The following is a 24138-nucleotide window of genomic DNA, read 5'->3' as shown; positions in this document are numbered from 1 at the left end:
TGGACTCAGATGAGGTGCGATCGTAATTCGTTTTGGCATTCTTTATTTGATGGGGGTGCTGTTCCTCCTGATTATATCATGGTTGATCGACCGGACATGATATTACACCATTCTCAAGAACAGGCTTTCCGGCCTGTTCCACAAAGAGTGAGTTTTATTGTGGGGTGGGCATCCTGCCCGCCCATAAAAGGGTCATTGAGAATCACAAAAAAAACTGGTTTCTGGAACCCCATGCGTAAGTTTTAATTAACTCTTAATTTGCAAAGGTCTACCGCGCCAAGTCCACCCCCAACCAGTTTCAGTTTTAATCGCAGAACCGATCGCCATTGCCGCCACTAACGCACCTCCGAAACCTCCCAACTACCAGTATCTCGTCGGACATTCAGAAATCTCGGCACCAAGCGGCGCAAATTGTAATGGTGCCAAATTACGATTTTTACTAAGAAGGAAGAAGGAAGAAGGAAGAGAGAAGACAGAAGAAGAAAGAGGGAAGACGGAAATTATTTGTTTCAGAATAATGAAAAATCCTCTCCACGGCATAGGATAAATAAAGAACATAATTGCAGCCATGTAAACCATCAACCCCCAACTGCGGTTAGCGCCGAGATACAGATTCTTTGTCCAGCCTTCCCACAATGCGATCCAAGAGCGATACATCCGCACGGATGCCAAATTTGACCCGGAATAAAGTCCGAGCTTTAAACCCGCACTTTTGATGCGCCTAGCTAATTCCATATCTTCCACAATTTCGCCGGCAACTGCTTTGTGACCGCCAAATTTTTCGTAAGCCGATCGCCTAAATAACATGAACTGCCCGCCCGCAAAAGCACTGTCTGTTGTCGGATCGTTGACGGCGGTGAAGTTGTAGCAAACTGCTAGGTGATTGAAGATTATCGGCTGCACTAACTACTCGGCAAAACACTCACTTTCCCAGCGCTGGCATACAGGTGAATAAGTCTATTTTCTCAGTTTATGCTATTGCAATAGCGGTTTCGATCGCCCCTGGTTTGAGTCGCACGTCGGCATCGATAAATAATAAGAAGTCTCCGGTTGCTATGTGAATAGCTTGGGCGCAGGCCTAGTTTTGACCCGCTCAATATTGGTTGCTCGGTCGCGGCTGACCTGCTAATATTTTAAGCCGGGGTCGTTGAGATGCTGTTGCAGGGTTTGCCCGATCGCCTTGGTGTCGTCTGTCGAGCGATCGTCTACAATTAAAACTTCTAAGTTGTCCACAGACAGCGGTGTACTCTCCCTCACGGCGATCGCGCAATCCCGGATATTCTCTGCCTCGTTGTATGCTGGTACGATTACCGAAACTTTAGGGAACTGCGCGGCCGGTTCCGGTGAGGGCCTGGCGGAACTTCTGTCGGTTCGAGGCGCATATTTGACCGATCGGCGCAAATTCTTAGTGTAAGCTCTACTTACAATGAGAGAAAAAATTAGCAGGGTTAACAATATCAAAGCGAACAGACCTGAAATTTTCGGTAGACGATTTGTCTCTCTAAATATTAAAAAATATTAAAACAAAAAGCTAGTCGATCGCCCGAAAAGTTATTTTGACCGCCTCTTTTGCTATAATTTGTGAGCATCTTTCGGCTCGCCAGCACCGAGGGGTAAGACCCCTCACCCAGACAGCGGCCGAAAAGCCGAGGATAGATATCAGTTGTCAGAGGAGATTGCAATGGGCGAATTTTTTACAGTCGATGTGTTTGCGAACACGATAGCGGTACTCGGCGCTTTGGGTTTTTTCTTTTTGGGATATCAAGCTTTGCAGATGTTGAAAAGATAAAGTATGTCAGAACTGAGATGTTGCACAATTGTCAAGAACGGGCAAGATGCCCGTTCCACAAAGAATAAGTTTTATTGTGGAACAGGCATCTTGCCTGTTCCTAAACAAGTAATTGAGAATCGTGCAATATCTCAGTTAGAAGTCAGAAGTCAGAAGTCAGAAGGAAAGAAGTCAGAAGGAAAGAAGTCAGAGGGCAGAAGTCCGATGGAAGTCGGAAGAAGGAAAGAAAGAAGAACGAAAGAAACAACTATTCCCGCCCAATGCCCTGTTTTGCCAATGCCCAATGCCCTGTTTGGTCAATGCCCAGGAACACCTAATTTACCGGAAAAAGGCTATACAACTGACTCAACAGTGCAACTGTTTCTTGCGAAAATCAACCAAAAAAAGGCTGCGTTATTATCATGGTGAGCCAACTTTTAGATGGACGCTATCAAATCATTGAAGTCATAGAAACAGGAGAATTTGGACAAACATATCTTGCCAAAGATATTCGCCGTCCGGGAGAACCGCAGTGCTTTGTCAAGCACCTGCGTCCCGGTACCACCGAACCAAAATTAATTAATACTACGCGCCGTCTTTTTCAAAAAGAAGCAGAAGTTCTAGAAAAGCTCGGTCAACACGACCAAATTCCTCAGCTATTCGCTTATTTTGAAGAAAATGAAGAATTTTTCTTAGTAGAATCTTTTGTTGCCGGTCACTCGCTATCAACTGAGATTGTACCGGGCAAACCTCTAAGCGAAGAAAAGATGATTGCTTTGCTGAAGGAACTGTTAGAAATTTTAGTGTTTGTACACGGACAGGGAGTAATTCACCGAGATATTAAACCGGCAAATTTAATCCGCCGCTATTCAGATAACAAGTTAGTTTTAATCGACTTTGGCTCGGTGAAAGAAATTCACATCGCTCAAAGACAAGCGCCGGTAACTGTGCGGATTGGCACTCTGGAATATATGCCGATCGAACAATTTCAATACAACCCGCAACTCAACAGCGATATCTACGCTTTGGGAATGATTGGCATCCAAGCAATGACGGGTTTGCCGGCTTACGATTTGCCGAAACTGCGGGATTTGAAAAATTCTAATAAAGGCGAAATTGTTTGGCGGCATTTAGCCACCTGTTCCCAAGCGCTGGCTGATGTTTTGGACAATATGGTGCGCTACGATTTTCGGGAGAGGTACCAGTCGGCGGCGGAAGCTTTAGCAGATTTGAGGAAAATTGGCGATCGCTCGCGGGCACGGATTCCCAAGCTGACAATATATCGCGAAGAAGTCGATCGGCGCAGCAGCAGCCGGGGTGATATTACAGTCGTCGGTCGTAGAATATTAGATGAACTGCGCGTCAGTTTGGAATTACTGCCAGAAGAAGCAGAGGCGATTGAAGATGAGGTATTGAACCCTTACCGCAAATACAGGCAAAAAGGCGAACGCTACGAACAATCACTGCAAGAAGCAATGCAGCAAGAATATCCCTTTTCTCAGGAAACTCGCGACGAATTAAAACGCTTGCAGCAAGTTTTAGGGCTTACCGACGAAGATGCCGCGAAAATCGAAGAATTAGTCGTTCCTAAATCTTTATTCGCTAAATTGTACAAGGCGATCTCCACAGTTTTGGAGGGACACCGCAACCCCAGTGGGCCACCAGCCAGCAGCGCCCCTCAACTCGAATTGCAGGCAAGTCCGGCAGTATCCTCGCAGGTAAATCTGAACGGAAAAACCGATTTCTCGATCGGCAGCGCAGCAGTGCTTGTCCCCAAAGAAACTCGCAAATTCAATCCTTATCTCGCCGGGGCAACAATTGCAGCCATCTTAGCTGCGATCGGCGGAATTTACGGATATCTCAAGTGGCAAGAATGGCAGCAGCGAGTCCAGCAAGAATCCCAACAGCTCAATCAAATTGAAAGTCTTTATAAAGCCAGCAATTATGAAGAGTGTATCAGCCAAATACCAACTATTGCCAGCACTTCCACTAGCTATGCGTCTGCTAAAAACTTACAGGAACAGTGCCAAGCAGGTCTGCGGTGGAAGAACGCCAAAGTCAAAAATTTCGCTCAGCATTCAGATGCAGTTGGATCTGTTGCTTTCAGTCCAGACGGCTTAATGTTAGCCAGCGGTTCTAAAGACAAAACCATCCAAATTTGGGATTTAGCTACAGGCAAATCGCTCCGCACTTTTCCAGGAGATTCCTCCACCATTTGGTCGGTTGCTTTCGATTCAAACGGTACGAGACTCGCGACTGGAACAGGTTTTTGGCGAGTCATGCTGTGGGATTTAAAAACAGGGCAAGTGATTCGCAGTCTCGACCACACTGCTTCTGTTTGGTCTGTCGCTCTGAGCCCCGACGGACAGCTTGTAGCTAGCGGCAGCGGAGACAAAACCACGAAGATTTCGGATGCAGCAACTGGCAGTTTGATTCAGAATTTTCCCGACCATACAGATTTTGTTTATTCTGTTGCTTTCACTCCCGATGGAAAAAGTTTGGTTAGCGCTTCTAAGGATAAAAAAATTACAGTTGTGGATGTCGCAACAGGGGCGTTGCTCAAAACTATTGAGGGACACGGCGACGCGGTGAGGTCGGTTGCGGTTAGCCCGGACGGCAAGACAATTGTTAGCGGTTCCTACGATGAAACTATAAAGATATGGAATATCGAAACAGGAGATTTAATTCGCTCTATCAAGGGACATTCTGACGATATTGTCTCGGTTGCTATCAGCCCGGACGGGAAGTTTATTGCGAGCGGGAGCAAGGATAAAACTATTAAAATTTGGGATTTTGCTACCGGAGAGTTGCTGAATACTTTGACTGGACATTCCGATGAGGTTTATGTGGTGACTTTTAGTCCTGATGGCAAAACTATTGCTAGCGGTTCTAAAGACAATACTATTAAGTTGTGGCTGAGGTAATCAGAAGGAAGAAGGAAAAATATTCCTTGACGCACAGACTATACTTGTAGGGTGCGAAGTGCGCGCTTTACTAATACAGATAGTGTAACAATTGAAAACTTGTGTCCAGGACTGAATAAGTCAGTCAACAGTCAACAGTATCCATTAGTCACTGGTAATTTAATTGCTAAGATTAAGCTCGTTTTTTAAGGTTTGGGGAAAGCGCCAATAAGGCGTTTCTAATTGGTCGTCAGTTGGATAATTTTCAGTTGATTCCTCTCGAATTTGAAAAAAGTAGTAGAGGTTAGCCACAGTTAAATCGGATATTTCTTGCCAATTTGAGGCAGCTAAAGCTGGATAGCCAGTAGCGATCGCCTGTTGGCTGATATAAACTTGGTATCCCCGGCGGATTTCCGGCGACAAAGCGAAGGTTAGCTGGTCGCGCAAGGAGAGAAAGTGAGACTTTTGCTTTAAAGTTTCATAAAGGGAAGCTTCCGCAGCTAATACCGCGAATTTAGTGTACACGCTGCTTTTTAAACTATCGCCGGTGAGTTTATCTAAACTAGCTAACTGATGCTGCTCTTTTGGAGACAAAGTTTGCATCCAATCAACCTCATTTTGCCAAAATTCTATTACACTTAAATCATGACCGAGAATCCTAGTAACTTCAGGAAATAAAAAATCTAGTTGTGGTTCGGATTGACATCCTTTAACAACAGTTAGAAGATTTTGACGAATTTTTGATTGGAGTTCCAGCAGGCGATCGCTCACCATATCGTAGGCGCGCTGCAAGTGAAACGTAACGCCGATCGCCTGCTCGATCGCCCAAACACATTCCATTTGCCTGAGCTGTCCGGCAGAACACAACCCCTCCAACAAACTAGGATTATCATAAATTTTTAAAGCCTCAAACAGCATATCCCGCCCGCTATTAATTTCGTAATTCCGAAGTTTAATATCTGGCACTGTTAGGGCTGACTGACAGCGTTTAATAGCTTTAGAAAAAATATCGTAACCGTTAACCAGTTTCTGGCGGTGCATTTCAAAACTAGAGTCGTGAGCAACCTTAAAAATCTGCTGGATTACCTCTACTCCCCTATCTTTGAGGATGTGTCTGAGATCGATAAACCCGTCTTTAATTTTTAGCTTCTGGTGCTTTGCCTCTTCTCGGATTTTTAATACTTGGTTGAGGTTTACTGCGGACAAAACTGTGTTCGATACAGTGCCAATACCAATGACAGCAGCAGTCGCTTGCATAACTGCCAAATTAATTTTCAGACAGTTAAGCATTCTGTATATTTTTTGAAACCCCTGGTGAGTGTGAGCCACCTGCAACGGCGCCAATGTCACGTACACGGGAGCTACCAGCGGCTGTATGGGGCCACCTCCGGCTAACTGTGCGAGCAATCCTATAACTCCGCGATCGGATAGAGTTCCACTTGTTGATTGATAAAAGATTTTTGCGATCTCCACAAACTCCCCTGTCACGGGATCTCTAGCAGCAGGGAGCAATTTTCCTGTTTTGACAGCAGGCTGTACGAGGTTGCCACTATTGAGTCGAGCCTGAGTTGCAGGGGTGAATAGATAATCCATGTTGTGACTCAGCGTGCATTCAAAAAGGCAGATGTTCTGTATTGTATGCTGTTTAGGGAAACGAGGGATGAAAGGAAATGAATGAGTATCTCAAGGTATTCCAGGCTATTACCCAATTTAGCGATCGATTGTTGGCAAACGAATATCAATCCGTGGAGATTAAACAGTCAGCTACCCAACTCAGCTTAGATGTGGAACCTTGTATTGAGGAAATTAAGCAATCTGCCCTCAGACTCAAGAGCTTACTTCAGGTATGTTTCAAAGATGTATCTCAGGCTGAGGATGTCTGGAATAGTAAGCCGAGAATTGCTGGAGCATCTGCTGTTGATGTGTGGGAGCAAATGGGCGAACTAAGCGGATGCGATGTGAGAATTCGCAGTTTAGGAAAACAAGGCAAATATGATGCTGTTGCTAAAGTTCGCAAATCTTGGAGCGACAAGGCGACCAAGTTAAAAAATCAGTGGTTTTTGTGGGATAAAAGCCCTCAAGTATTTCAAAGAGATACTATTGGTTTTTTTGAAAAAGATAATTTGCACAAAGAGTTGCGGAATGAGGTTGATGCCCAGATCGAGCGAGTGAGTTTAATTATGGAACATGAACTAAGTTTAATTTTTAAAGAATTACAATCTATTGATATAGAAAAAATTGAAGTTTGTATTGAATGCTTCGACCTAAACAGTCAGTTGAAATTTAGAGAGCGTCTCCAATCAATAGGGGGAGAGATTCTATCGAAGTTTACGGAGCCACTGAAATACTTGCCGGATTCTTATATGAAGAGTTTTAGAGAAATACTGAAAGATACTGTAGATACTTTGGTTCATAAAAGCAAGATGGAAATCAGTTTGGTAGATTTTGAAGAGTCTTGTAAAGTGCTTGGATCGATCATGGATAAGTTGATTTTAGAGATTTTTGAAGAGCGTATAAAACTGGCTATTGAAACAGTAGAAAAAGCGATGAAGTTCTACAATAATCTTTTAGAGAAGCAGGCGCGTTATCAGCAAGAGACAGCCCAACAGCGAGCGGCGGAAAAAGATTGGATCGAATGCCAGCGGCAGCAACTCAGGGAAGTCCAGCAGTATATTGATGCAGTTATTAGTCATCAGTGATTAGTGATTCGTCATCAGTCATCAGTAGAGTTCTTGCAAAAGTCAAATTCACCCCCCGCAAGTCCCCCCTTCCCCTGATTAACAAGGGAAACAACAATAATCTTGCCCCCTCCCCTTAAATTAGGGGAGGGTTGGGGTGGGGTGCTTTGTATTTTTGCCAGAGTTCTAGTCGTTAGTCATTGGTAGTTGGTAATTAGTAATACAGGCTGATACCCCATCAGGCTTTAATACTCTATGATTCTTTAGTTTTTCCCTCGGAATAGAGGCAAGTGTAGTGGCGGTTCCAACCGCAGCATCTGATAATTATACCAATTATTAATTGTCGCATATCCCCACACCGGACACGGCAATGCGGTGTCCCTACTCGCGTACTTGTCAGACGTGGTATAAGCCAGGAAAATAAAAAAATTAGACTTTAGTTTAACCTCCCACTCAAGGCTGGGGAGTTAATCTAAAATCTAAAATCTAAAATCTAAAATCTAAAATCGAATGACTATTGATATTGACCGCTGAGTTCGTAAACGATCGCGCCCAAAGACGCTAAGCTAGCTAAAATTAGCATTCCTGCCGGCATGAATTTTTGAGTTTTAACCAGGCGCACAATAAAGACTATTACTAAAACAGCGGAGATGGCTGCTGCTAATGTTAAACCCCAACTTTGTCCCATAAGCTGGGCGGTGCCGGCAAAAATTAGCAGCGAACCGCTAATCAAGCCCGAAATGAGCGAGGCTTGGCTTTTGGCCTTGATATAACCCATGATGCCGCCAACCAGTGTTAAAATGCCGTAGCCGATCGCCGCTGCTGTACCTAAATTCATTTTTAATCCTCCTGCATTGACTCTTTGCATCTAAATTTATACAGCGCGGCCTGCAATTAGTGTCACGAATTGTTAGAAAATTTATTAAAGCCAGTCAGGATATGTAACTGTTATACAATTGCCATTATGTCAGCCCTAACTTCTGCTGCGATCGCCCAAATCCGTTACCTCCAGCGCCAAGCAGCCTCCCTGCTGCTGTATCAGTCAGTTCTCAAAAGCCCCGCAGGTCAAGCTTTTCTGGATTTGCTGCAAGCCCTCCACCACAGCGAAGTCAGCGGTTTGGAATGTCAGGTAGCTTACGGGAACTGGTTCAAAGTTCAGGCTGCTAAAAATCTGAGCTGGAAAGATTCTCTGATTTCCGAAATTCTCAAAGACGAAAACCCCTTTTCACGACAAGCACAGCAAACAGATTTTGCAAGTTTGCCCCCCGCTTTGGTGGAGGCCGCCAGGCATGATTTACAAGTGCTGCAAAATATTTACGAATGCAGCAGCGAACAGTTGAGCAAGTGGGTGCGGGTAGCGGGTCAACTTGACGCAGTGCCTCCGATTTGGCATTCAGAAACTGTAGCAGAACCGGGAGATTTGCCGCTGCACGGGAAACTAGAAAAATGGTCGAGCGCGGCGGAATCTTTGGCAGTTTATTACCGACAGTTTGGCACGGGTTTGTTTGCTGAATATCGCGCTTTTGCGTGGCGGAGAGGGCAGTTTGCGAGTATTTCGCATCCCGATCGCATAACTTTAAAAGAGTTGGTTTGCTGCGATTGGCAGCGGGATGCTCTGGTGAAAAATACGGAGTTTTTGTTGGCAGGTTATCCGGCTTTGCACGTTTTGCTGTACGGGAGCCGCGGTTCGGGCAAGTCTTCTTTGGTGAAGTCGCTGTTAAATGAATTTGGATCTCGCAATCTGCGCTTGATTGAAGTATCTAAATCAGATTTACAAGATTTACCGCTAATTGTCGAGCAGTTGCGGGGAGTTCCTCAAAAGTTTATTATTTTTGTAGACGACCTTTCCTTTGAAGAAGATGATGATGCTTTTAAAGCTCTGAAAGTTGTTTTGGAAGGAAATGTCACTGCTCGCTCTCAAAATGTGGTAGTTTACGCAACATCTAACCGCAGGCATTTAATTCGAGAGTTTTTTGACGACAGGCCTCGCCCCCGCGATGGAGACGAAGTTCACGCTTGGGATACGGTGCAGGAAAAACTTTCCTTTAGCGATCGATTTGGCTTGACTTTAACTTTTGAACCGGCCGATCAAAACACTTATTTAACAATTGTCCGACATCTGGCAAAACTTGCTGGAATCAAACTCGCTCCCGATGATTTGGAGCACCGCGCTAAAGAATGGGCAACTCGTCGCAACGGGCGATCGGGGAGGACTGCGCGGCAGTTTGTTGATTTCCTGAAAGCAGATTTAGCCCTTTTTGACAAATAGATAGTCTGCGATCTAGGGCGGGTTTTAGCCGATATATGGGAAGGCAATTCAGGATAGGAATCAACCCGCCCTTACAGCACCCAAGGGCGAAATAAAAATTCTTAATTTTTTCATAATTTTATTGATAACAACTAACTAACAAAATTTGATATAATTATCAAAATCCCCAAAGAAACCTCCAGAGCCAGAACCCATCCTGACTCCCTAAATCGACCACTAAATAATGAGGAAAATATCATGGGTTTATTTGATAAAGTATCGCAGACTCGCCAAGAAACGGACGTAACGTTAGGACCTGCCGAAGCATTTGCGGCGATCGCGCTAATTGCTGTAGCAGCCGACGGTTACATCAATGACAGCGAAAGTAAAGCGATTAGCATGACGCTATCTCGGATGCAACTGTTCCGCAGTTATCCCGATGACGTGATGAGAAAAATGCTCGATCGCCTGCTGATGATTCTGCAACGCCAAGGAGTTGAGGTACTGTTTAATGCGGCTTTAGCAACGCTTCCCGACGAACTTAAAGAAACTGTTTTTGCTGTGACAACTGATATCGCTTTAGCCGATGGCGAGGTTTCAGAAGAAGAAGAACAACTTTTGAACGATCTTTACAGTGCCTTGGGGCTTTCCGAAGATATTGCCCTGAAGATTATAGACGTGATGTTGATTAAGAACAAAGGTTAAGAAAGAAGGGGAAGGAGTGAGGAGGGCGAATTTTACAATATAAAAAATTAGCGCCTACTTACTTAGGTGATAACTTCTCCCAAAGTGCGGGTTTACCGATATGATGGTTGGTAAAATTGCGATCGAATTTGCGATCGCCCGTTACTACCTCAAATGCCTTTCACTTACACCCGCACTGTTCGCTTTCAAGATACCGATGCTGCTGGAGTCGTTTACTTTGCTAACGTTTTGGCGATGTGCCACGAAGCTTACGAGGCATCTCTAGCAGCATCGGGAATCAATCTCAAAGCATTTTTCAGCAATTCCGAGGTTGCCTTTCCCATAATTCATGCTAGTGTAGATTTTTATCGCCCAATGTTTGCGGGCGATCGGCTGACGATTCAATTGACCCCCAAACAAGTTGCTGGCGATGAATTTGAAATTGTCTATCAAGTATTTTCTGGCGAGGTTGCAGGAAGAAGCGCAGCCAAAGCTCTTACTAAGCACGTCTGCATAAATGTAGTTAGCCGAACTCGAAAACAGCTATCTGAAGACTTAATGCAGTGGATGAGGAAATTTGAGATTCAGATTTCCGATTAGTTCTATCTTTAAATAATAGCAGGGTATGACAGTCAAATTTCTGTTTAGTTGATATTATTCCTGACTTTTTGATATTATGTCAAATCGCAATTATGCCATTGTGGGTACGGGAGCTTTAGGCGGATTCTACGGTGCTAGACTGCAACAAGCAGGTTTAGAAGTCAATTTTTTGCTACGCAGCGATTACGATCGGGTCAAAAAACACGGTTTGATTGTCGATTCTCCCGAAGGCGACTTCACCCTACCCCATGTTCGCGCCTACCACGACGCACACAAAATGCCTCAGTGCGACGTAGTAATTGTAGCGCTGAAAACCACTCAAAATCACTTGTTGCCAAAAATATTGCCTCCTTTATTAAAGGATAACGGCGCGGTTTTAGTATTGCAAAACGGATTGAATGCCGAACCGGAAGTAGCTAAAATTGTCGGTGCAGACCGAGTGCTTGGCGGGCTGTGTTTTCTCTGTTCTTATAAAGTTGGGCCCGGTCATATCTGCCACCTAGATTACGGCACTATCACACTCGGAGAATATGCGCAAGACTACAAAGCAATCGGTATTACTGATAGATTGCACAAAATTGCTGCGGACTTTAAACGTGCTCATATTCCTATTAAAATGAGCGAAGATTTGCTATTATCAAGGTGGAAAAAGCTAGTTTGGAATATTCCTTACAACGGGCTGTCTGTAGTGTTGGATGCCAGAACCGATGAACTGATGGCTAATCCCGATACTCTGATTTTAGTCAAGGAAATCATGGGGGAAGTGATAGCGGCGGCCAAAAGTTGCGATCGCATTATTCCCGATGACTTTATCCCACATATGCTCGAATATACTGAGAAAATGAAGCCTTACCGCACCAGCATGAAAATCGATTATGATGAATCGCGGCCCCTGGAAGTTGAGGCGATTTTTGGTAATCCGATACGGGTGGCGCAGCAAGCAGGTATTAAGTTGCCCCAAATAGAGGTAATTTACCGAATGTTGAAGTTTGTGGATTTTCAAAGACAAGAAGCAGAGAAGACGAGAAGGCTATTAGGTTTGCCGTAATTTACGTCAAATAGCGGTAAGGTGCGCAATGCGCACCCTACATAAATTGATATTCGATCGCAATTTTTTGCAATTGTTCTCGATTAACTTTGCCTTGAGAATTGCGCGGCAACTGTTCGAGGATAACCCAATATTTCGGTCGCTTAAACTTGCTCAACTTATCTTCTATTGCCGCTTGCAGATTTTTGATAGTAACTTCCGAATTAGCGGGAACGTAGATAGCCGTAACGACTTGACCCCAATCTTTGTCTGGCAAGCCAATTACAGCAACATCCGCAACTAAATTAGTCGATCGCACAACGGCTTCAACTTCCGCCGGGAATACATTTTCTCCGCCTGTGATAATTTTGTCGCTGCTACGTCCGACGATATTTAAGTAGTTATTTTTATCAAAAAATCCCAAATCGTCTAATTGGAAATATTCGCGATCGCCAAATTGTTCAGGATAATAACCCAAGGCCAAAGATTTAGCATTAACCACAATATTTCCAATTTGATTATCGCACAAAATCTCGCCATTGCCACTGCGAATAGTTATTTTAGCGTGCGGTAAACTTTGACCGGAACTGTTATTGCCCGCGAGAAAATCTTCGGGTTTTAGTGTAGCAATTTGTGAGGCAGTTTCGGTCATGCCATAACTTGGCGCTAATTTAATTTGATAGTTCCTAGCGCTTTCTAAAAGTTCCGGCCAAGCCGGAGCACCGCCCAAAAGTACAGCACGAAACCGTCCCAGCCAATTAGCTGTATCTGGGTTTTGCAGCAGCCGTTGCAGTTGAGTGGGAACTAAAGAAATGAAAAATTCTTCGGGTTGGATATTGCTTTTTTTACCATTTTCTAATTCTTTAAATGGCTGAATGACCAGTTTTCCTCCGGTAGTAAAGGAACGCATGAATTGCATTAAACCGCTGACGTGGTATAATGGCAAAACGCAGAACGAGTTGATTTTGTCAACATGAAAATATTGTTCAAAACCTTGTACTGATGCGGTTAGTGTTTCCCAAGTGTGGATGGCAAAACGGATTTTTCCTGAAGAACCGCCGGTGGGAATCATGATCGTATCAAAACCGTTTTTAGTCGGCGAATGGAATTCGGGCGAATGCAATTCGCCGCTATACAAACGAAGTCCGCCTTCGCGGATTGGGATAGGGGGATTTTTGGGAAGCGGGTATTGTCCTAACAATATGTCTGGTTGGACTAAATCAAAGACTTGTTGCCATTCTTGTTTGACCCAGTTGGGATTGCAGAGAAAAATCGGGCATTTGGCGGCGCGGGCGGCGGTGAAACTCGCCAGAAATTGCACGGGTTCTGCTTCTGCAAGGCAAATTTTTGGGGGTGTTTTCTGTGCGGGATTTTGGGTGATTTCTTGAAATAGCCGATCGACAATTCTGGCAAATTCGCGGCTGTCACAACCGATAAGCCAATTATCGGGCAAGCCAGCCGCGATATCCAGGATATTTACTGTTAGATTTGTTGCCATAGATGCTTTCACCAAGTTTCTCGATTCAAAACAATTACCTAAGCCGCCTAATTTAGTCGTGATACTAATCTAAAATCTACAATCTAAAATCGAATAATTGTCATCAAACCAGCAATCTGTGCCGAAGCCGAGTGATCTCTTGTTTAAAGACAATTGTGTTGCTAAATTTAATGCTGCTTGTCTGCCGATTTCGGTTTCAAATACTGATGAGAAAACAGCGTCTATATTGTGAGTTTGACAAAATTTTCGCAGTTGGGATGGGGAACCAGCAATCGCAGGTTTAATGACGAAAATTCCCCGCCAGCCTTGGCTGTAGCACTCTTGGATGCGATCGAGGTTGGCTGCAGATTCATCAAGGGCGATTGGAGTTGCATAAATAGCATTCAATTCTACCATTTCCTGAAACTGTGTTACGGGCAGCGGCTGTTCCAAAAATTCAATGTCTGCAGAAAAATCGGGAGTTGCTTTTACCTTGTCGCAAGCTTCCAGCCATGTTTTAGCCTGCGAGTAATTGAGTCCCCCATTAGCATCTAAGCGCAAAAATGCTTTTTCGCGATCGCACAAATTGTGCATTTCTTGGATTAGCTGCTGAAAAATCTTTAATTCTTCCTCAATTGCAGCAACGCCAATTTTCCATTTCAACGTCCGATATCCCTCTAACCAAAGCATTGGTAACGCCTGCAAAGCTGTTTCACCTGCTGGCAATAAACCGCTGAACCTATTTTTTTGCATCTTCTCTCCCTTTTGGGAAAGGTGAGTTAAATGTTCGCTTTTCTCCCCCCCTTGGCAAGGGGGGGCTGGGGGGGGTGAATTTTGCTCGTTTGATAGTGCTGACTCAAAGCCAAATTGACAAGCCGGCAATTCAGCAGAAATAGCAAAAATCATCTCTGATGAAATATTACCTGGCAACTGCTGACAAAAATCTAAAGCTTGGTCAAAAGTTTCGGAACCAAACCAACTCAAAGGGGCAATTTCTCCCCAACCTATTCGACCATTCTCGCCAACAAGTCGAAGAATAATTCCCGATCGAATATCCCAAATGCCGTGACTTGTTTGCAGTGGGCGCTTAAATTTTCGCTGATAAGTGCGAAACTCGAATTGATAAAGCATTAGTTTTTTAGTTAATCATAAAATTCTCTCACAACTGTGACAAAGTTATCGATATTTTCAAAATGGATATTGTGGCCAGCTTTTGGTACAATTTCCCGAGTAGCGGCCAGACACAATTTGGCAATTTCGGTATTTATCGTTATAAATTTATCATCATATTCTCCTGCTAGCAAGAGGAGAGGGATGTTATTTTGTGCGAGTTTTTCCCAGAGAGAGGGCTGGTTGCCGGTTCCCATATTGCGGAGTGATTTGGCTAACTCTAAGGGATTGTTTGCTAAACGGGTTTTTATGAGTTTGTCGAAATTACGAGAGTTTTTTAAAGATTTGAATAAAGGGCGATCGTACCAGTTGAATAAAAAATCTTTAATGTTGCTATTTTCCAGCTTTTGTGCTAGCTGTAAATCGGCTTCTAGGCGGTGCGATCGCTCTTTTTCTGTTTTCAATCCCGGAGAAGCTGACTCTAACACTACTTTCTCGAATCTTTCGGGAAAATGTAATGTCATATAAAGTGCCAATCGCCCGCCCATTGAATAGCCCAACAACAAACATTTGTCTATTTGTAAATCATCTAATAAGTCGATTAATGCTTGGGCAGTATTTGACATCGTGTAGCAACTTTCGTCGCCGTTGACTTGGGTTTTTCCGTGGCCGGGAAGGTCAACTGCTAAGCAGCAATAACTCTTAGAAAGTAACGGAATTATCCTGCTAAAGTCTTGACTGCTGCCCGTGAATCCATGCAAAAATAAAAGTGTCTGCTGATTCTTGTTGCCAGTTAAAAAATAGTGAAAGTTATAATTATTAAATTTGTCCATATACAATTATACGATTCAATATGAGGTACGGATTGCTGAATTAAAGAAGATTTTGAGAAGTCGCCCAACTCTGCCAACTCCACCAACTCCCTCAACTTAGCAAACCATACCTCCAATTTACCGGGATTCTCGATCGCCCGATCTACAAAACAAACCCCAACGCCAGCAGCAATCCGCTCGAAAAATGCAGCGTAACTGCGATAAACTTAGAGTTGCTGACCTTTACCGGTTGGTCGTGATAGTCTGTGACATGGCGGCAAAGGTCGATCGCAAATGGCAAACTCCCAAAAATTAACAACGTCCAAATTGGGAACATTCCCAAAGCCACAAATAGCACAGTCAAAGCATAAACGCTGCCGCACAACCACTGCAATAACTGAGCACCTTTTTTCGTACCGAGTCGAACAATTGGGGATTTTTTACCCGCCCCTAAATCGTCCTCAACTTGGTGAAAGTGAGAACAAAATAAGATGATACTCGTAGTAATTCCCACGATTGCCGACGCTGCAAAATTAGTGGCAGACCAAGTTTGACTTTGACTGTAATAAGCAGCGGCGAAGGCTAGCGGCCCGAAAGTGAAAAAGCAAATAATTTCTCCCAAACCTTGATAGCCAAGACGAAACGGAGGCCCTTGATAAGTGTAGCCGAGAGCACAGCATAAAACTACTAGCAAAATTACTGTTGGGTCTTTTTGCCACCAGCTTATGGCGCAGATTCCAGACACTCCAACTGCTAAAAACAGATTGGCTAGCCCGAAAATTAAATTTTTATTTCCGGTTAAGTTAACTAGAGAATGCGCTTTGTTTTTATCGATGCCTGTTTCTGAGTCAAATACATCATTGCTGAGATTCAGCCATGCTATAATCAAAATGGCTGAAATTAAAAATGTCGAAAAAATTGACGAATTGATCGTTTGAGTTTCGGCAAAAGCAATTGCAGTTCCTACTGAAATAGGAATCACAGCAACGCTGTACATGGGCGGCTTGATTGCCGCCAGCCACAATTTACTATTTGGACGTTCAATTAACTTTGTTGTCATTACACAAACTTGATTCAATTGATAGCAGCGTAGTAATTTTACAATTTTATTGGTGAACAAAGTCTACTCTCGATCGGGTTGAGTGTGCGGGGGGCATCCACACAGAGGCTGTGGCGGTACTCAAACAGCGCAAGTAGCCCGTCTGTAAACCTCTGCAGGGGTCGATCGACTTTTGCGAAATTTAGCCGATCGATCTTAAAGTTTTGTGTCTAAATGTTTCGCTCGATCGCCCGACGGTCGGTTTTTTTCCCCAACAGAGCCCAAACAGGGAGGGAAACTCAAAAGGTCGTGTTTTGCGATCGCCCTCCCGTGCTTAGATCGAAATAGGGGTTTTAGCCGGACAAACCCACACTCTATCTGACAAATCTGCTATTCTCGCTTTCATGACAGTAATACCGCACCGCGCTAATCTCTTGCAAGACCGCAATCAACTGCATCAGTTTCTGTTAAATTGCCAGCAGTCTTTAACCGAAAAAGATCGCACAAAAATAGTTAGTATTTCTCAGGAAATTTATCCCCTCGATCCGCTAGCTGTACTGCAAGAGATTTCCGAACCTTGTCAGCGGCACTTTTACTTTGAAAAAAGAGACCCCATTGCCGGCAAAAGTTTTGCAATTGCCGCCCTTGATTCGGCAATCCATCTCACCGTAGCAGGAACCGATCGCTTTGTGGCAGCTCAAAACTTTATTCGTTCAACAGTTGCCAATACAATTACCATTGGTGCGGAACGCTTGCCATTTAGCGGACCTCACTTTTTTTGTAGCTTTGCTTTTTTTGATGAGAACATTGCTGCTAATTCTTACTTTCCGCCCGCCACCATATTTTTACCCAAATGGCAGATTGCCAGACAGAAAGATAGCTGCATTCTCGTCGCCAACGCCATCATAGAAAAAGATCGAAACGTTAAAAACATTGCTGAGAATATTTGGCAAACCTTTGATAAAATTGAATCTCGCAAATACCATAAACTAACAACTGCGATCGACAGTTCGATATCTTTGAAACAAATCCCCGTCAATGATGCCAGTCAATTTAAAACATCAGTCAAGTCGGCTTTAGAATTGATCGCCTCTAAATATTTTAGTAAAATAGTTTTATCCCAAGCAATCAATGTGATTTCTCAAACCCCTTTCAGTTTAATAGATTCATTAAACAACTTGCGCCTCAGCTATCCAGATTGCTATGTATTTTCAACCAGTAACGGCAAAGGACAAAATTTTATCGGTGCTAGTCCAGAACGCTTAATTAGCATTCACAACAATCAGTTATTAACAGATGCTTTAGCAGGTTCAGCACCGAGAGGAAAAACGGAGGCGGGAGATGCGAAATTAGCCCAAGGATTGCTAGAGAGTGAGAAGGATATTCGCGAACATCAAGTTGTGATTGACTTTATTGTCGATCGCCTATCTAAACTCGGCATAACCCCCAAATTTTCCCCAGTGCCCAGACTGCTGCAACTATCAAACATTCAGCACTTGTGGACACCTATAACAGCTCAAATTCCCCCTGATATTCATTTATTAAAGATTTTAGCTCAACTGCATCCAACCCCAGCGGTAGCGGGCGTGCCGAGAGATGTTGCCCTCGAACAAATTCGCCGCTGCGAAAGCTGCGATCGCTCTTTGTACGCAGCACCCCTCGGCTGGATCGATCGCACCGGCAACGGCGAATTTGCCGTGGGAATTCGATCGGCATTAATCGATGGCGATCGGGCTATACTTTATGCTGGTGCTGGTATTGTGGCGGGTTCCGAACCCGAAAAAGAACTAGCAGAAATTCAGCTCAAATTGCAGCCACTTTTAAATGCTTTAGTTTAATTCAGCTAATTTGCAGAATGTAGAGTTGTCTGGCTAATTGATTTAGTCTGTGTTAATGTTTAATCTTCACCTCCTCAAAATGTTCTACTATGGGAAAAGGATCGTAAAAATGGTGAAGCATTCTTTTCCACTCTTGATATTCAGCGGAATTCCTAAATCTAATGGTATGAGCTTCTAAATGTTCCCATCTCACCAATAATAGATATTTTCCTTGAACTTCTGTGCAGCGATGAAGTTCGTGAGATAAATATCGATCTATAGACGCTATCAGACTGGAGGCTTCTCTAAAAGCTATCTCAAAATCCCTCTCACACCTAGATTTGACATTCAGCACAACCGCCTCAAGAATCATCAAAATGTATCCTGACAATTATTTGAGTATAATATCCTAGCACAATACAGAGTTGAGCTACTCAGGTTTAGCAATGCCAATAGATTTTCGCAACACAAATACCGTCTGGGCTTCCGTATTAGCAGAAACTTTGCAGCGGTTGGGATTAACTACCGCCGTGATTTGTCCCGGTTCGCGATCGGCACCGCTAACAATAGCCTTTGCTCAAAACAAAAAAATAGAAACTATTCCCATACTAGACGAACGTTCAGCCAGCTTTTTTGCATTAGGAACAGCAAAAAAATCATATTTGCCAACAGCACTAATTTGTACATCGGGAACTGCAGCAGCTAACTTTTATCCTGCTATAATAGAAGCGAGAGAAAGTCGAATTCCCCTGCTAATATTCACCGCCGATCGACCTCCAGAACTGCGGGAATGTCACGCCGGACAAGCGATCGACCAAGTTAAAATATACGGCAATTATCCGAACTGGCAAGCCGAATTAGCGATGCCTTCTGCGTCCAGAGGAATGCTAGACTATCTGCGGCAGACGATCGTGTATGCTTGGGAGCGATCGATCTTTCCAACTCCCGGCCCCGTCCACCTCAACATCCCCTTTCGCGACCCGCTTGTACCCGTTTCAGACATAGCTGTAGAAGCTTTAGAAACACAATTCAATCCCGAACATTTCTTTGCAGGATTAGAACCAATTTTCGCGGGAGAAAGCTCTACCCCCCCCAGCCCCCCCTTGTTAAGGGGGGGAGAAGAAATTACCATGCAACAGTGGCAAAAGTGCAGCAAAGGGATTATTATTGCAGGCGTTTCCCAGCCTCAATTTGCCGAAAAATACTGTAGTGCGATCGCCCAAGTTTCCAAATCCTTAAACTGGCCAGTTTTAGCAGAAGGACTATCCCCAGTCAGAAACTACGCCCAACTAAACCCCCATCTAATTTCCACCTACGATTTAATCCTGCGAAACCGCGAACTAGCAGATAAATTAACCCCAGAAATCGCCATTCAAATCGGAGACTTACCCACAAGCAAAGAACTGCGAAACTGGCTAGACAAAATCCAACCAAAACGCTACATAATCGACCCCAGCCACCACAATTTCGATCCGCTACACGGCAAAACAATTCACCTGCGAACCTCCGTAGAAAATCTCGCAACTATATTAACTCTTGTCCCCCCCCTTATTAAGGGGGGGTTAGGGGGGGATCGAGCCCCTGCTACCCCTGCTGTTTCCCCTCAAATCTCCCCCCTAAACAAGGATGAATCAACTCAAGTCCCCCCCCTAAACAAGAGCAAGTCAACTCAAGTCCCCCCCCTAAACAAGGGGGGGTTAGGGGGGGTTCTAACCTCTCCCTCAAACGAATACCTCCAACTTTGGCGCAACACCGAAATCCAAGTCAGACAAACAATAGACCAAAAAATCTCAGCAATTAACAACATAATCGAGCCCAAAGTTTCCTGGCTGCTTTCCCAAATTTTGCCACTGGGAACACCGATCTTTATTGCCAACAGTATGCCCGTCAGAGATGTAGAGTTTTTCTGGAAGCCAAACAACTTAGAAATAAAACCTTTTGTCAATCGCGGCGCTAACGGCATAGACGGCACATTATCAACATCTTTGGGAGTTGCTCACCGCAATCAAAGCAGCATCATGCTAACAGGCGATTTAACACTTTTGCACGATACGAACGGTTTTTTAATTAAAAATAAATTTGTCGGTCATCTGACAATCATATTAATTAATAATAACGGCGGCGGAATTTTTGAAATGTTGCCCGTTGCCAAATTTGACCCGCCCTTTGAAGAGTTTTTTGCCACGCCGCAGCATATCAACTTTGCTCAGTTGTGTGCAACTTACGGCGTGGAACACGAGATAATAGACGATTGGGAACAGTTCAAACAAAAATTAAGTTTTTTGCAAAATAGCGGGATTCGCGTCTTAGAATTGCAAACAGACAGGTGCGCCGATGCTAAATGGCGGCAAGATAATCTAAGTAAATTTGCCAAAGGTTTGTCGTAAGGACTTCAGTCATTTTTTGGGAAATTTAAAGACTAAAGCCCTTACTCAACACTCCCGCATCTAAATTGTATTTTTTGGGCGGGCGGGACGCCAACCCCACAAGAAGTTCTTTAGGCCGCTGGTTGAGCTAGCAGCGGATCTAACTCTCCTTCTGCATCGAGTTTGTGAATGTCATCGCAGCCGCCTACGTGTTGGTTATTAATGAAAATTTGGGGCACGCTGCGGCGTCCGTTAGCGCGATCGGCCATTGCTTTTCTAGCCGCTTCGTCGCCATCAATTTTGTATTCCGTGAAATTTACGCCTTTCCACCACAGCAAAGTTTTGGCGCGGATGCAGTAGGGACAGGTTTGCCAAGTATAGATTTCCACATTGGCTTTGATGCGATCGGGCTTGCGGCCCAAGATGGGATTGAGAAAATCAAGCATTTTCGGTACTGGGGTAAAAATTAAACTGGTTGGGGCATTAACGATCATTTTAGCGAAATGCCGTCAGCCCCACGTCCTACCCAAAAATCGGCGCGGGATGGAATTGCCTGTGGCAACCTGTGCCCCTGTGACCCAAGTCACAACTTTACTCTACTCGGATCACTTGCTTTCACCCTAGAGAATCACATTCGCGGCCTCATTAATATCACCGATCTTTTGAGGAAACCAGAAGATGATAAATATATCGAATTCAACCGCACTGCCATGCACCCCGTACAACTCCTTCCCGGCGCTATCTCTGAAATCCTCGCTTCTGTAACCGATACAGGCGTTTTGACTCTGGCGGATCGCTACGGTTTGATGGCCGCCACCTTCGACGACTCTCTGAATGACGAAGACAGAGGCTGTGTCAACCGCTTGCTGCGGGCGGTGCTCAGAGGCCGGGTGAAAGTAGTCAACGAACTTTCAGCAGCATTCTAATCGGGATTTGAAGTTTTGTTCTGAAGGCAAGGTGAGTCAGCGGTAGATGGAAATAGTGGAAACTCAGGCAGGAGTGGAAACAGCGGTAATTTGAATTCGATTTAAAGTTTTCTCCTCTAACTCAACAACGGTTTATTTGTCAAAGTAGCCTTTACCGGCTGCTTTTTTTGATCTAATCGCGGATTTCCAGGTTGTACTGGCGGCAGAGGGCGATCAGTTTTTGTTGGAAGCGATCGCGCACGCTGTCTGGAGACACAATGACGCAATCTTCGCCGTAACGGAATACCTCCCGAATCAGCCAAAAGGGATTGGAAACGCGCCGCACAACTTGTCGCACCTTGGTTTTCCCCTCTCCTAAGACTTCATCCTGAATATCCTTGTCCACTCTGTGTTCATAGGCTTTGATCAGTCCGCCCCGAAAGTGTAAGTACACTAATAGATAATCTAAGCCTTCGCACCGCCAGTGTCCACTTATAGGGACGATCGCTTTGATGTTGTCGAAGCGCAGACAGCGGTTGTGGATGAGTTCCGCAAAATCGGGATTTTTGATGTCATCAGTCTCTTCGCACCAGATGTTGAGGTAAAAGCGTTTTTCTTCAAAAGACACCTCGGCGTATCGCACGGTGTACTCTAAGTCCTCTCCTTGGTTATTGCGGTAGAGGAGGTGAAATGGCTGTTGAGCCTTCCTGAGCTGATCCACGCGGGGACGCCATCCCTCGCTGGGTTGACTAACCAGTTGCAGAATTGATTGACGCAGGGGAGCATCAAGATTGCCCCGATCTAACATTAATGCTGCCAGGACTTCTGCGTCTCGAAGATGACCTGAATCAACAAGGAGTTTAGCAGCTTGTTGTAAGGCTGCGACTTCGGTGGAGTTGAGGGTGAAGGGTTCACCAACTTCTAACTTGTGCTGGGCGATCGCGACCAATAACCCCGATACGCTGGGACTTTTGCCCCATTTGATATCGAGGCGAAGGGCGATCGCCTCTAGCTGTTCCTTGGTTTCCGGCGGGACTGAAAGGGTGAGTGCTTCTTTTTTTCGCGGCATTTTTTAAATATACTTGCACTTTTTAGAAATTTGTGTCATTGTAGGTTTAATCTAATTACAGATTACATCAAGCTACAGGCAGATAACCATGACAGCCTACACTATTCGGCTAAAACCCGTGTACTCACGTCCCGCCCAGACGCTTCCATCAGGCATTACCTTACCTCCGGGCTGGGACGGGCTCTCGCAGCATCAAGTCGAAACCTACGAAGCACTGCAAGACCCAACCATTGATGTTGTCTTCAATACAGCGATGACAGGGGACGGTAAAAGTTTAGCAGCTTTTTTGGCAGCCGTGACCAATCGCACGTACACTTTAGCAATGTACCCGACAAATGAACTCGCACGAGATCAGGAAAAACAGGTAAGAGGCTACAAAGCGCAGTTTAAACCGGAAAACGACCCGCAGATTTATCGTTTGAATGCAGCAATTCTCGAAGATTTTATTGCGACAAATAAACTTTCTTCAAAATTAGCAGGATTGTGCGATCGCGCGGACAACTCAGAAATTTTACTGACAAATCCCGATATATTCCACTACATCCACGACTTCCGCTATTTGCGGCGCAACAAAGAAGGTAAAGGAGATAACCCCGATCGCCTATTTGCCAAGATTGACGACACCTACAAACTCTTTGTTTTTGACGAATTCCACATCTTCTCATCTCCCCAAATTGCCAGCATCATCAATGCCATCTTGTTAATTAAACACACGGTTCCAGGCAAAAAGTTTTTATTCCTCTCTGCTACACCAAACGATTTATTGGAGGAGTTTTTATCTAAAGCTGGATTAAAGTATCGGGTTATCGATCCGGTCAAGCAGGGAGGTTATCGGTTTGCAGCCGACGACAACTGGCGACAGATTAGTTATCCGATTAACTTGACTTTTCCGCAAAAGTTAGAACCAAACCTGCGTTCCAGTTACAATTGGATTGTCGAAAATGCCGAAACAACTGTTTTGAAATTCTTTCAAGATAATCCTGGGAGTAAAGGCGCAATTATCCTGAACTCGATCGCGGCTGTTAAAACCTTAATCCCTAAGTTTAAAGCAATTTTTGAACCGCTGGGATTGAAAGTCCGAGAAAATACTGGATTAACTGGCGAGACAGAAAAATCTAAATCTGTTGAAGATGCTGACTTACTTTTAGGAACATCGACAATTGATGTGGGGGTTGACTTTCGGATTAACTTCTTAGTATTTGAAGCAGCGGATGCGGGGAATTTTATTCAGCGTTTCGGCAGGTTGGGCAGACATCCAGGCTTTGACATTTATCAGGCTTATGCTTTGCTACCAAACTTTATTGTAGAGAGGCTGTTTGAGGCGGAGAACCACCCGTTGCAAGATGGCGAAACGCGCGATCGCATTAGTTTTTCCGAAGCTATCCGCCAGCATTACGGCTATGTCAACGAGTTTCGACAGTATCCCAAACGGTGGGGCGAAATTCAGTCAGCTTGCGTGCATTTAGAGTTGGAAAAAAATTATCAGATGAAAACCAAGTATCCCGAAGCAGCGGATAATTTTGCAGCAGATATTGAGCAGGCTTTGGGAGTTACGATTAAACAGATGCGAGCGCAGCTTTTCCGCTGTATGGAAAAAGAGAAAAAGAAAATTATTGAGGAGGCTCGAAGTTTTCG

24 protein-coding genes are annotated in these 24138 nt (G+C 44.4%); 12 read left to right on the top strand and 12 right to left on the bottom strand.

Annotation, left to right across the window (positions count from 1 at the left end):
* Positions 1 to 246, top strand: a 246-nt coding sequence (locus QUA45_RS21585; RefSeq protein ID WP_333222070.1) for a hypothetical protein, incomplete at its 5' end; no start/stop codon positions are given.
* Positions 247 to 360: 114 nt separating this feature from the next.
* Here QUA45_RS21585 and QUA45_RS21580 read toward each other — a convergent pair.
* From QUA45_RS21580 to QUA45_RS21575, 3 genes are all read right to left on the bottom strand, one after another.
* Positions 361 to 903: a glycosyltransferase gene (locus tag QUA45_RS21580; RefSeq protein WP_333222069.1), complete on the bottom strand. Its 543-nt coding sequence runs from the start codon at positions 901 to 903 to the stop codon at positions 361 to 363.
* Between the two features lie 67 nt (positions 904 to 970).
* Complete coding sequence (locus QUA45_RS29245) at positions 971 to 1057, bottom strand: hypothetical protein (protein WP_445251066.1); 87 nt, start codon at positions 1055 to 1057, stop codon at positions 971 to 973.
* 68 nt (positions 1058 to 1125) lie between these two features.
* A complete protein-coding gene (locus QUA45_RS21575; RefSeq protein ID WP_333100228.1) occupies positions 1126 to 1461 on the bottom strand; it encodes a glycosyltransferase family 2 protein in 336 nt (111 codons plus the stop codon).
* 331 nt (positions 1462 to 1792) lie between these two features.
* On the opposite strand from QUA45_RS21575, the gene QUA45_RS21570 reads away from it, so the two are divergent.
* Together QUA45_RS21570 and QUA45_RS21565 are read left to right on the top strand one after the other, a co-directional pair.
* Positions 1793 to 2197, top strand: coding sequence for a hypothetical protein (locus tag QUA45_RS21570; RefSeq protein ID WP_333100226.1), 405 nt, complete (start codon positions 1793 to 1795; stop codon positions 2195 to 2197).
* Entirely contained in the window at positions 2191 to 4692 is a 2502-nt protein-coding gene (locus tag QUA45_RS21565; RefSeq protein WP_333100225.1) for a protein kinase domain-containing protein, read from the top strand. The genes QUA45_RS21570 and QUA45_RS21565 overlap by 7 nt, the downstream gene beginning before the upstream one ends.
* 159 nt (positions 4693 to 4851) lie before the next feature.
* Here the strand turns inward: QUA45_RS21565 and QUA45_RS21560 are convergent, their stop codons facing one another.
* Positions 4852 to 6264, bottom strand: coding sequence for a hypothetical protein (locus tag QUA45_RS21560; protein WP_333100224.1), 1413 nt, complete (start codon positions 6262 to 6264; stop codon positions 4852 to 4854).
* A gap of 191 nt (positions 6265 to 6455) precedes the next feature.
* Between QUA45_RS21560 and QUA45_RS21555 the strand changes: the two genes are divergently transcribed.
* Complete coding sequence (locus QUA45_RS21555; RefSeq protein WP_333100223.1) at positions 6456 to 7370, top strand: hypothetical protein; 915 nt, start codon at positions 6456 to 6458, stop codon at positions 7368 to 7370.
* Positions 7371 to 7863: 493 nt separating this feature from the next.
* On the opposite strand, the gene QUA45_RS21550 is transcribed toward QUA45_RS21555, so the two are convergent.
* Positions 7864 to 8187 carry a TMEM14 family protein gene (locus QUA45_RS21550; RefSeq protein ID WP_333068784.1) on the bottom strand — a complete coding sequence of 108 codons (324 nt, stop codon included), beginning with the start codon at positions 8185 to 8187 and terminating at the stop codon, positions 7864 to 7866.
* Positions 8188 to 8313: 126 nt separating this feature from the next.
* On the opposite strand from QUA45_RS21550, the gene QUA45_RS21545 reads away from it, so the two are divergent.
* The 4 genes from QUA45_RS21545 (at position 8314) to QUA45_RS21530 (ending at position 11929) form a co-directional block, all read left to right on the top strand.
* Positions 8314 to 9618 carry an ATP-binding protein gene (locus tag QUA45_RS21545; RefSeq protein ID WP_333222068.1) on the top strand — a complete coding sequence of 435 codons (1305 nt, stop codon included), beginning with the start codon at positions 8314 to 8316 and terminating at the stop codon, positions 9616 to 9618.
* A gap of 237 nt (positions 9619 to 9855) precedes the next feature.
* Positions 9856 to 10302: a tellurite resistance TerB family protein gene (locus QUA45_RS21540; protein WP_190739853.1), complete on the top strand. Its 447-nt coding sequence runs from the start codon at positions 9856 to 9858 to the stop codon at positions 10300 to 10302.
* Positions 10303 to 10455: 153 nt separating this feature from the next.
* The gene (locus QUA45_RS21535; RefSeq protein ID WP_333146068.1) at positions 10456 to 10881 is read left to right on the top strand and encodes a thioesterase family protein; all 426 of its coding nucleotides are present in this window, start codon (positions 10456 to 10458) and stop codon (positions 10879 to 10881) included.
* A 76-nt stretch (positions 10882 to 10957) separates the two neighbouring features.
* Positions 10958 to 11929: a putative 2-dehydropantoate 2-reductase gene (locus QUA45_RS21530; RefSeq protein ID WP_333222067.1), complete on the top strand. Its 972-nt coding sequence runs from the start codon at positions 10958 to 10960 to the stop codon at positions 11927 to 11929.
* A gap of 37 nt (positions 11930 to 11966) precedes the next feature.
* Here QUA45_RS21530 and QUA45_RS21525 read toward each other — a convergent pair whose 3' ends face one another.
* From QUA45_RS21525 to menA, 4 genes are all read right to left on the bottom strand, one after another.
* Positions 11967 to 13406, bottom strand: coding sequence for a 2-succinylbenzoate--CoA ligase (locus QUA45_RS21525; RefSeq protein WP_333222066.1), 1440 nt, complete (start codon positions 13404 to 13406; stop codon positions 11967 to 11969).
* A 69-nt stretch (positions 13407 to 13475) separates the two neighbouring features.
* Positions 13476 to 14516, bottom strand: a complete 1041-nt coding sequence (locus tag QUA45_RS21520; RefSeq protein WP_333100215.1) for an o-succinylbenzoate synthase — start codon at positions 14514 to 14516, stop codon at positions 13476 to 13478.
* Positions 14517 to 14527: 11 nt separating this feature from the next.
* The gene (menH, locus tag QUA45_RS21515; protein ID WP_333222065.1) at positions 14528 to 15328 is read right to left on the bottom strand and encodes a 2-succinyl-6-hydroxy-2,4-cyclohexadiene-1-carboxylate synthase; all 801 of its coding nucleotides are present in this window, start codon (positions 15326 to 15328) and stop codon (positions 14528 to 14530) included.
* Between the two features lie 142 nt (positions 15329 to 15470).
* Entirely contained in the window at positions 15471 to 16367 is an 897-nt protein-coding gene (gene menA, locus QUA45_RS21510; RefSeq protein WP_333100213.1) for a 2-carboxy-1,4-naphthoquinone phytyltransferase, read from the bottom strand.
* Positions 16368 to 16750: 383 nt separating this feature from the next.
* Here menA and QUA45_RS21505 point away from each other — a divergent pair, with 383 nt between their 5' ends.
* Positions 16751 to 18184, top strand: a complete 1434-nt coding sequence (locus tag QUA45_RS21505) for an isochorismate synthase (RefSeq protein WP_333146079.1) — start codon at positions 16751 to 16753, stop codon at positions 18182 to 18184.
* Positions 18185 to 18236: 52 nt separating this feature from the next.
* On the opposite strand, the gene QUA45_RS21500 is transcribed toward QUA45_RS21505, so the two are convergent.
* Complete coding sequence (locus QUA45_RS21500; protein ID WP_333100211.1) at positions 18237 to 18536, bottom strand: antibiotic biosynthesis monooxygenase; 300 nt, start codon at positions 18534 to 18536, stop codon at positions 18237 to 18239.
* Between the two features lie 73 nt (positions 18537 to 18609).
* Between QUA45_RS21500 and menD the strand changes: the two genes are divergently transcribed.
* Entirely contained in the window at positions 18610 to 20550 is a 1941-nt protein-coding gene (gene menD, locus QUA45_RS21495) for a 2-succinyl-5-enolpyruvyl-6-hydroxy-3-cyclohexene-1-carboxylic-acid synthase (protein ID WP_333222064.1), read from the top strand.
* A gap of 110 nt (positions 20551 to 20660) precedes the next feature.
* Here the strand turns inward: menD and grxC are convergent, their stop codons facing one another.
* Positions 20661 to 20975 carry a glutaredoxin 3 gene (gene grxC, locus QUA45_RS21490; RefSeq protein WP_333222071.1) on the bottom strand — a complete coding sequence of 105 codons (315 nt, stop codon included), beginning with the start codon at positions 20973 to 20975 and terminating at the stop codon, positions 20661 to 20663.
* A 264-nt stretch (positions 20976 to 21239) separates the two neighbouring features.
* Between grxC and QUA45_RS21485 the strand changes: the two genes are divergently transcribed.
* Positions 21240 to 21455 carry a hypothetical protein gene (locus tag QUA45_RS21485; protein WP_190731630.1) on the top strand — a complete coding sequence of 72 codons (216 nt, stop codon included), beginning with the start codon at positions 21240 to 21242 and terminating at the stop codon, positions 21453 to 21455.
* A gap of 172 nt (positions 21456 to 21627) precedes the next feature.
* Here the strand turns inward: QUA45_RS21485 and QUA45_RS21480 are convergent, their stop codons facing one another.
* Positions 21628 to 22503, bottom strand: a complete 876-nt coding sequence (locus tag QUA45_RS21480) for a WYL domain-containing protein (RefSeq protein ID WP_333222063.1) — start codon at positions 22501 to 22503, stop codon at positions 21628 to 21630.
* An 88-nt stretch (positions 22504 to 22591) separates the two neighbouring features.
* Here QUA45_RS21480 and cas3 point away from each other — a divergent pair.
* On the top strand, positions 22592 to 24138 hold a 1547-nt coding region (gene cas3, locus QUA45_RS21475; RefSeq protein ID WP_333222062.1), incomplete at its 3' end, for a type I-D CRISPR-associated helicase Cas3'.

Origin of the sequence: Microcoleus sp. Pol12A5 (assembly GCF_036701435.1) — a bacterium.
Lineage (GTDB): Bacteria > Cyanobacteriota > Cyanobacteriia > Cyanobacteriales > Microcoleaceae > Microcoleus.
The sequence above is the reverse complement of the archived record's forward strand: the minus strand, read 5'-3'. Positions and strand labels throughout refer to the sequence as shown.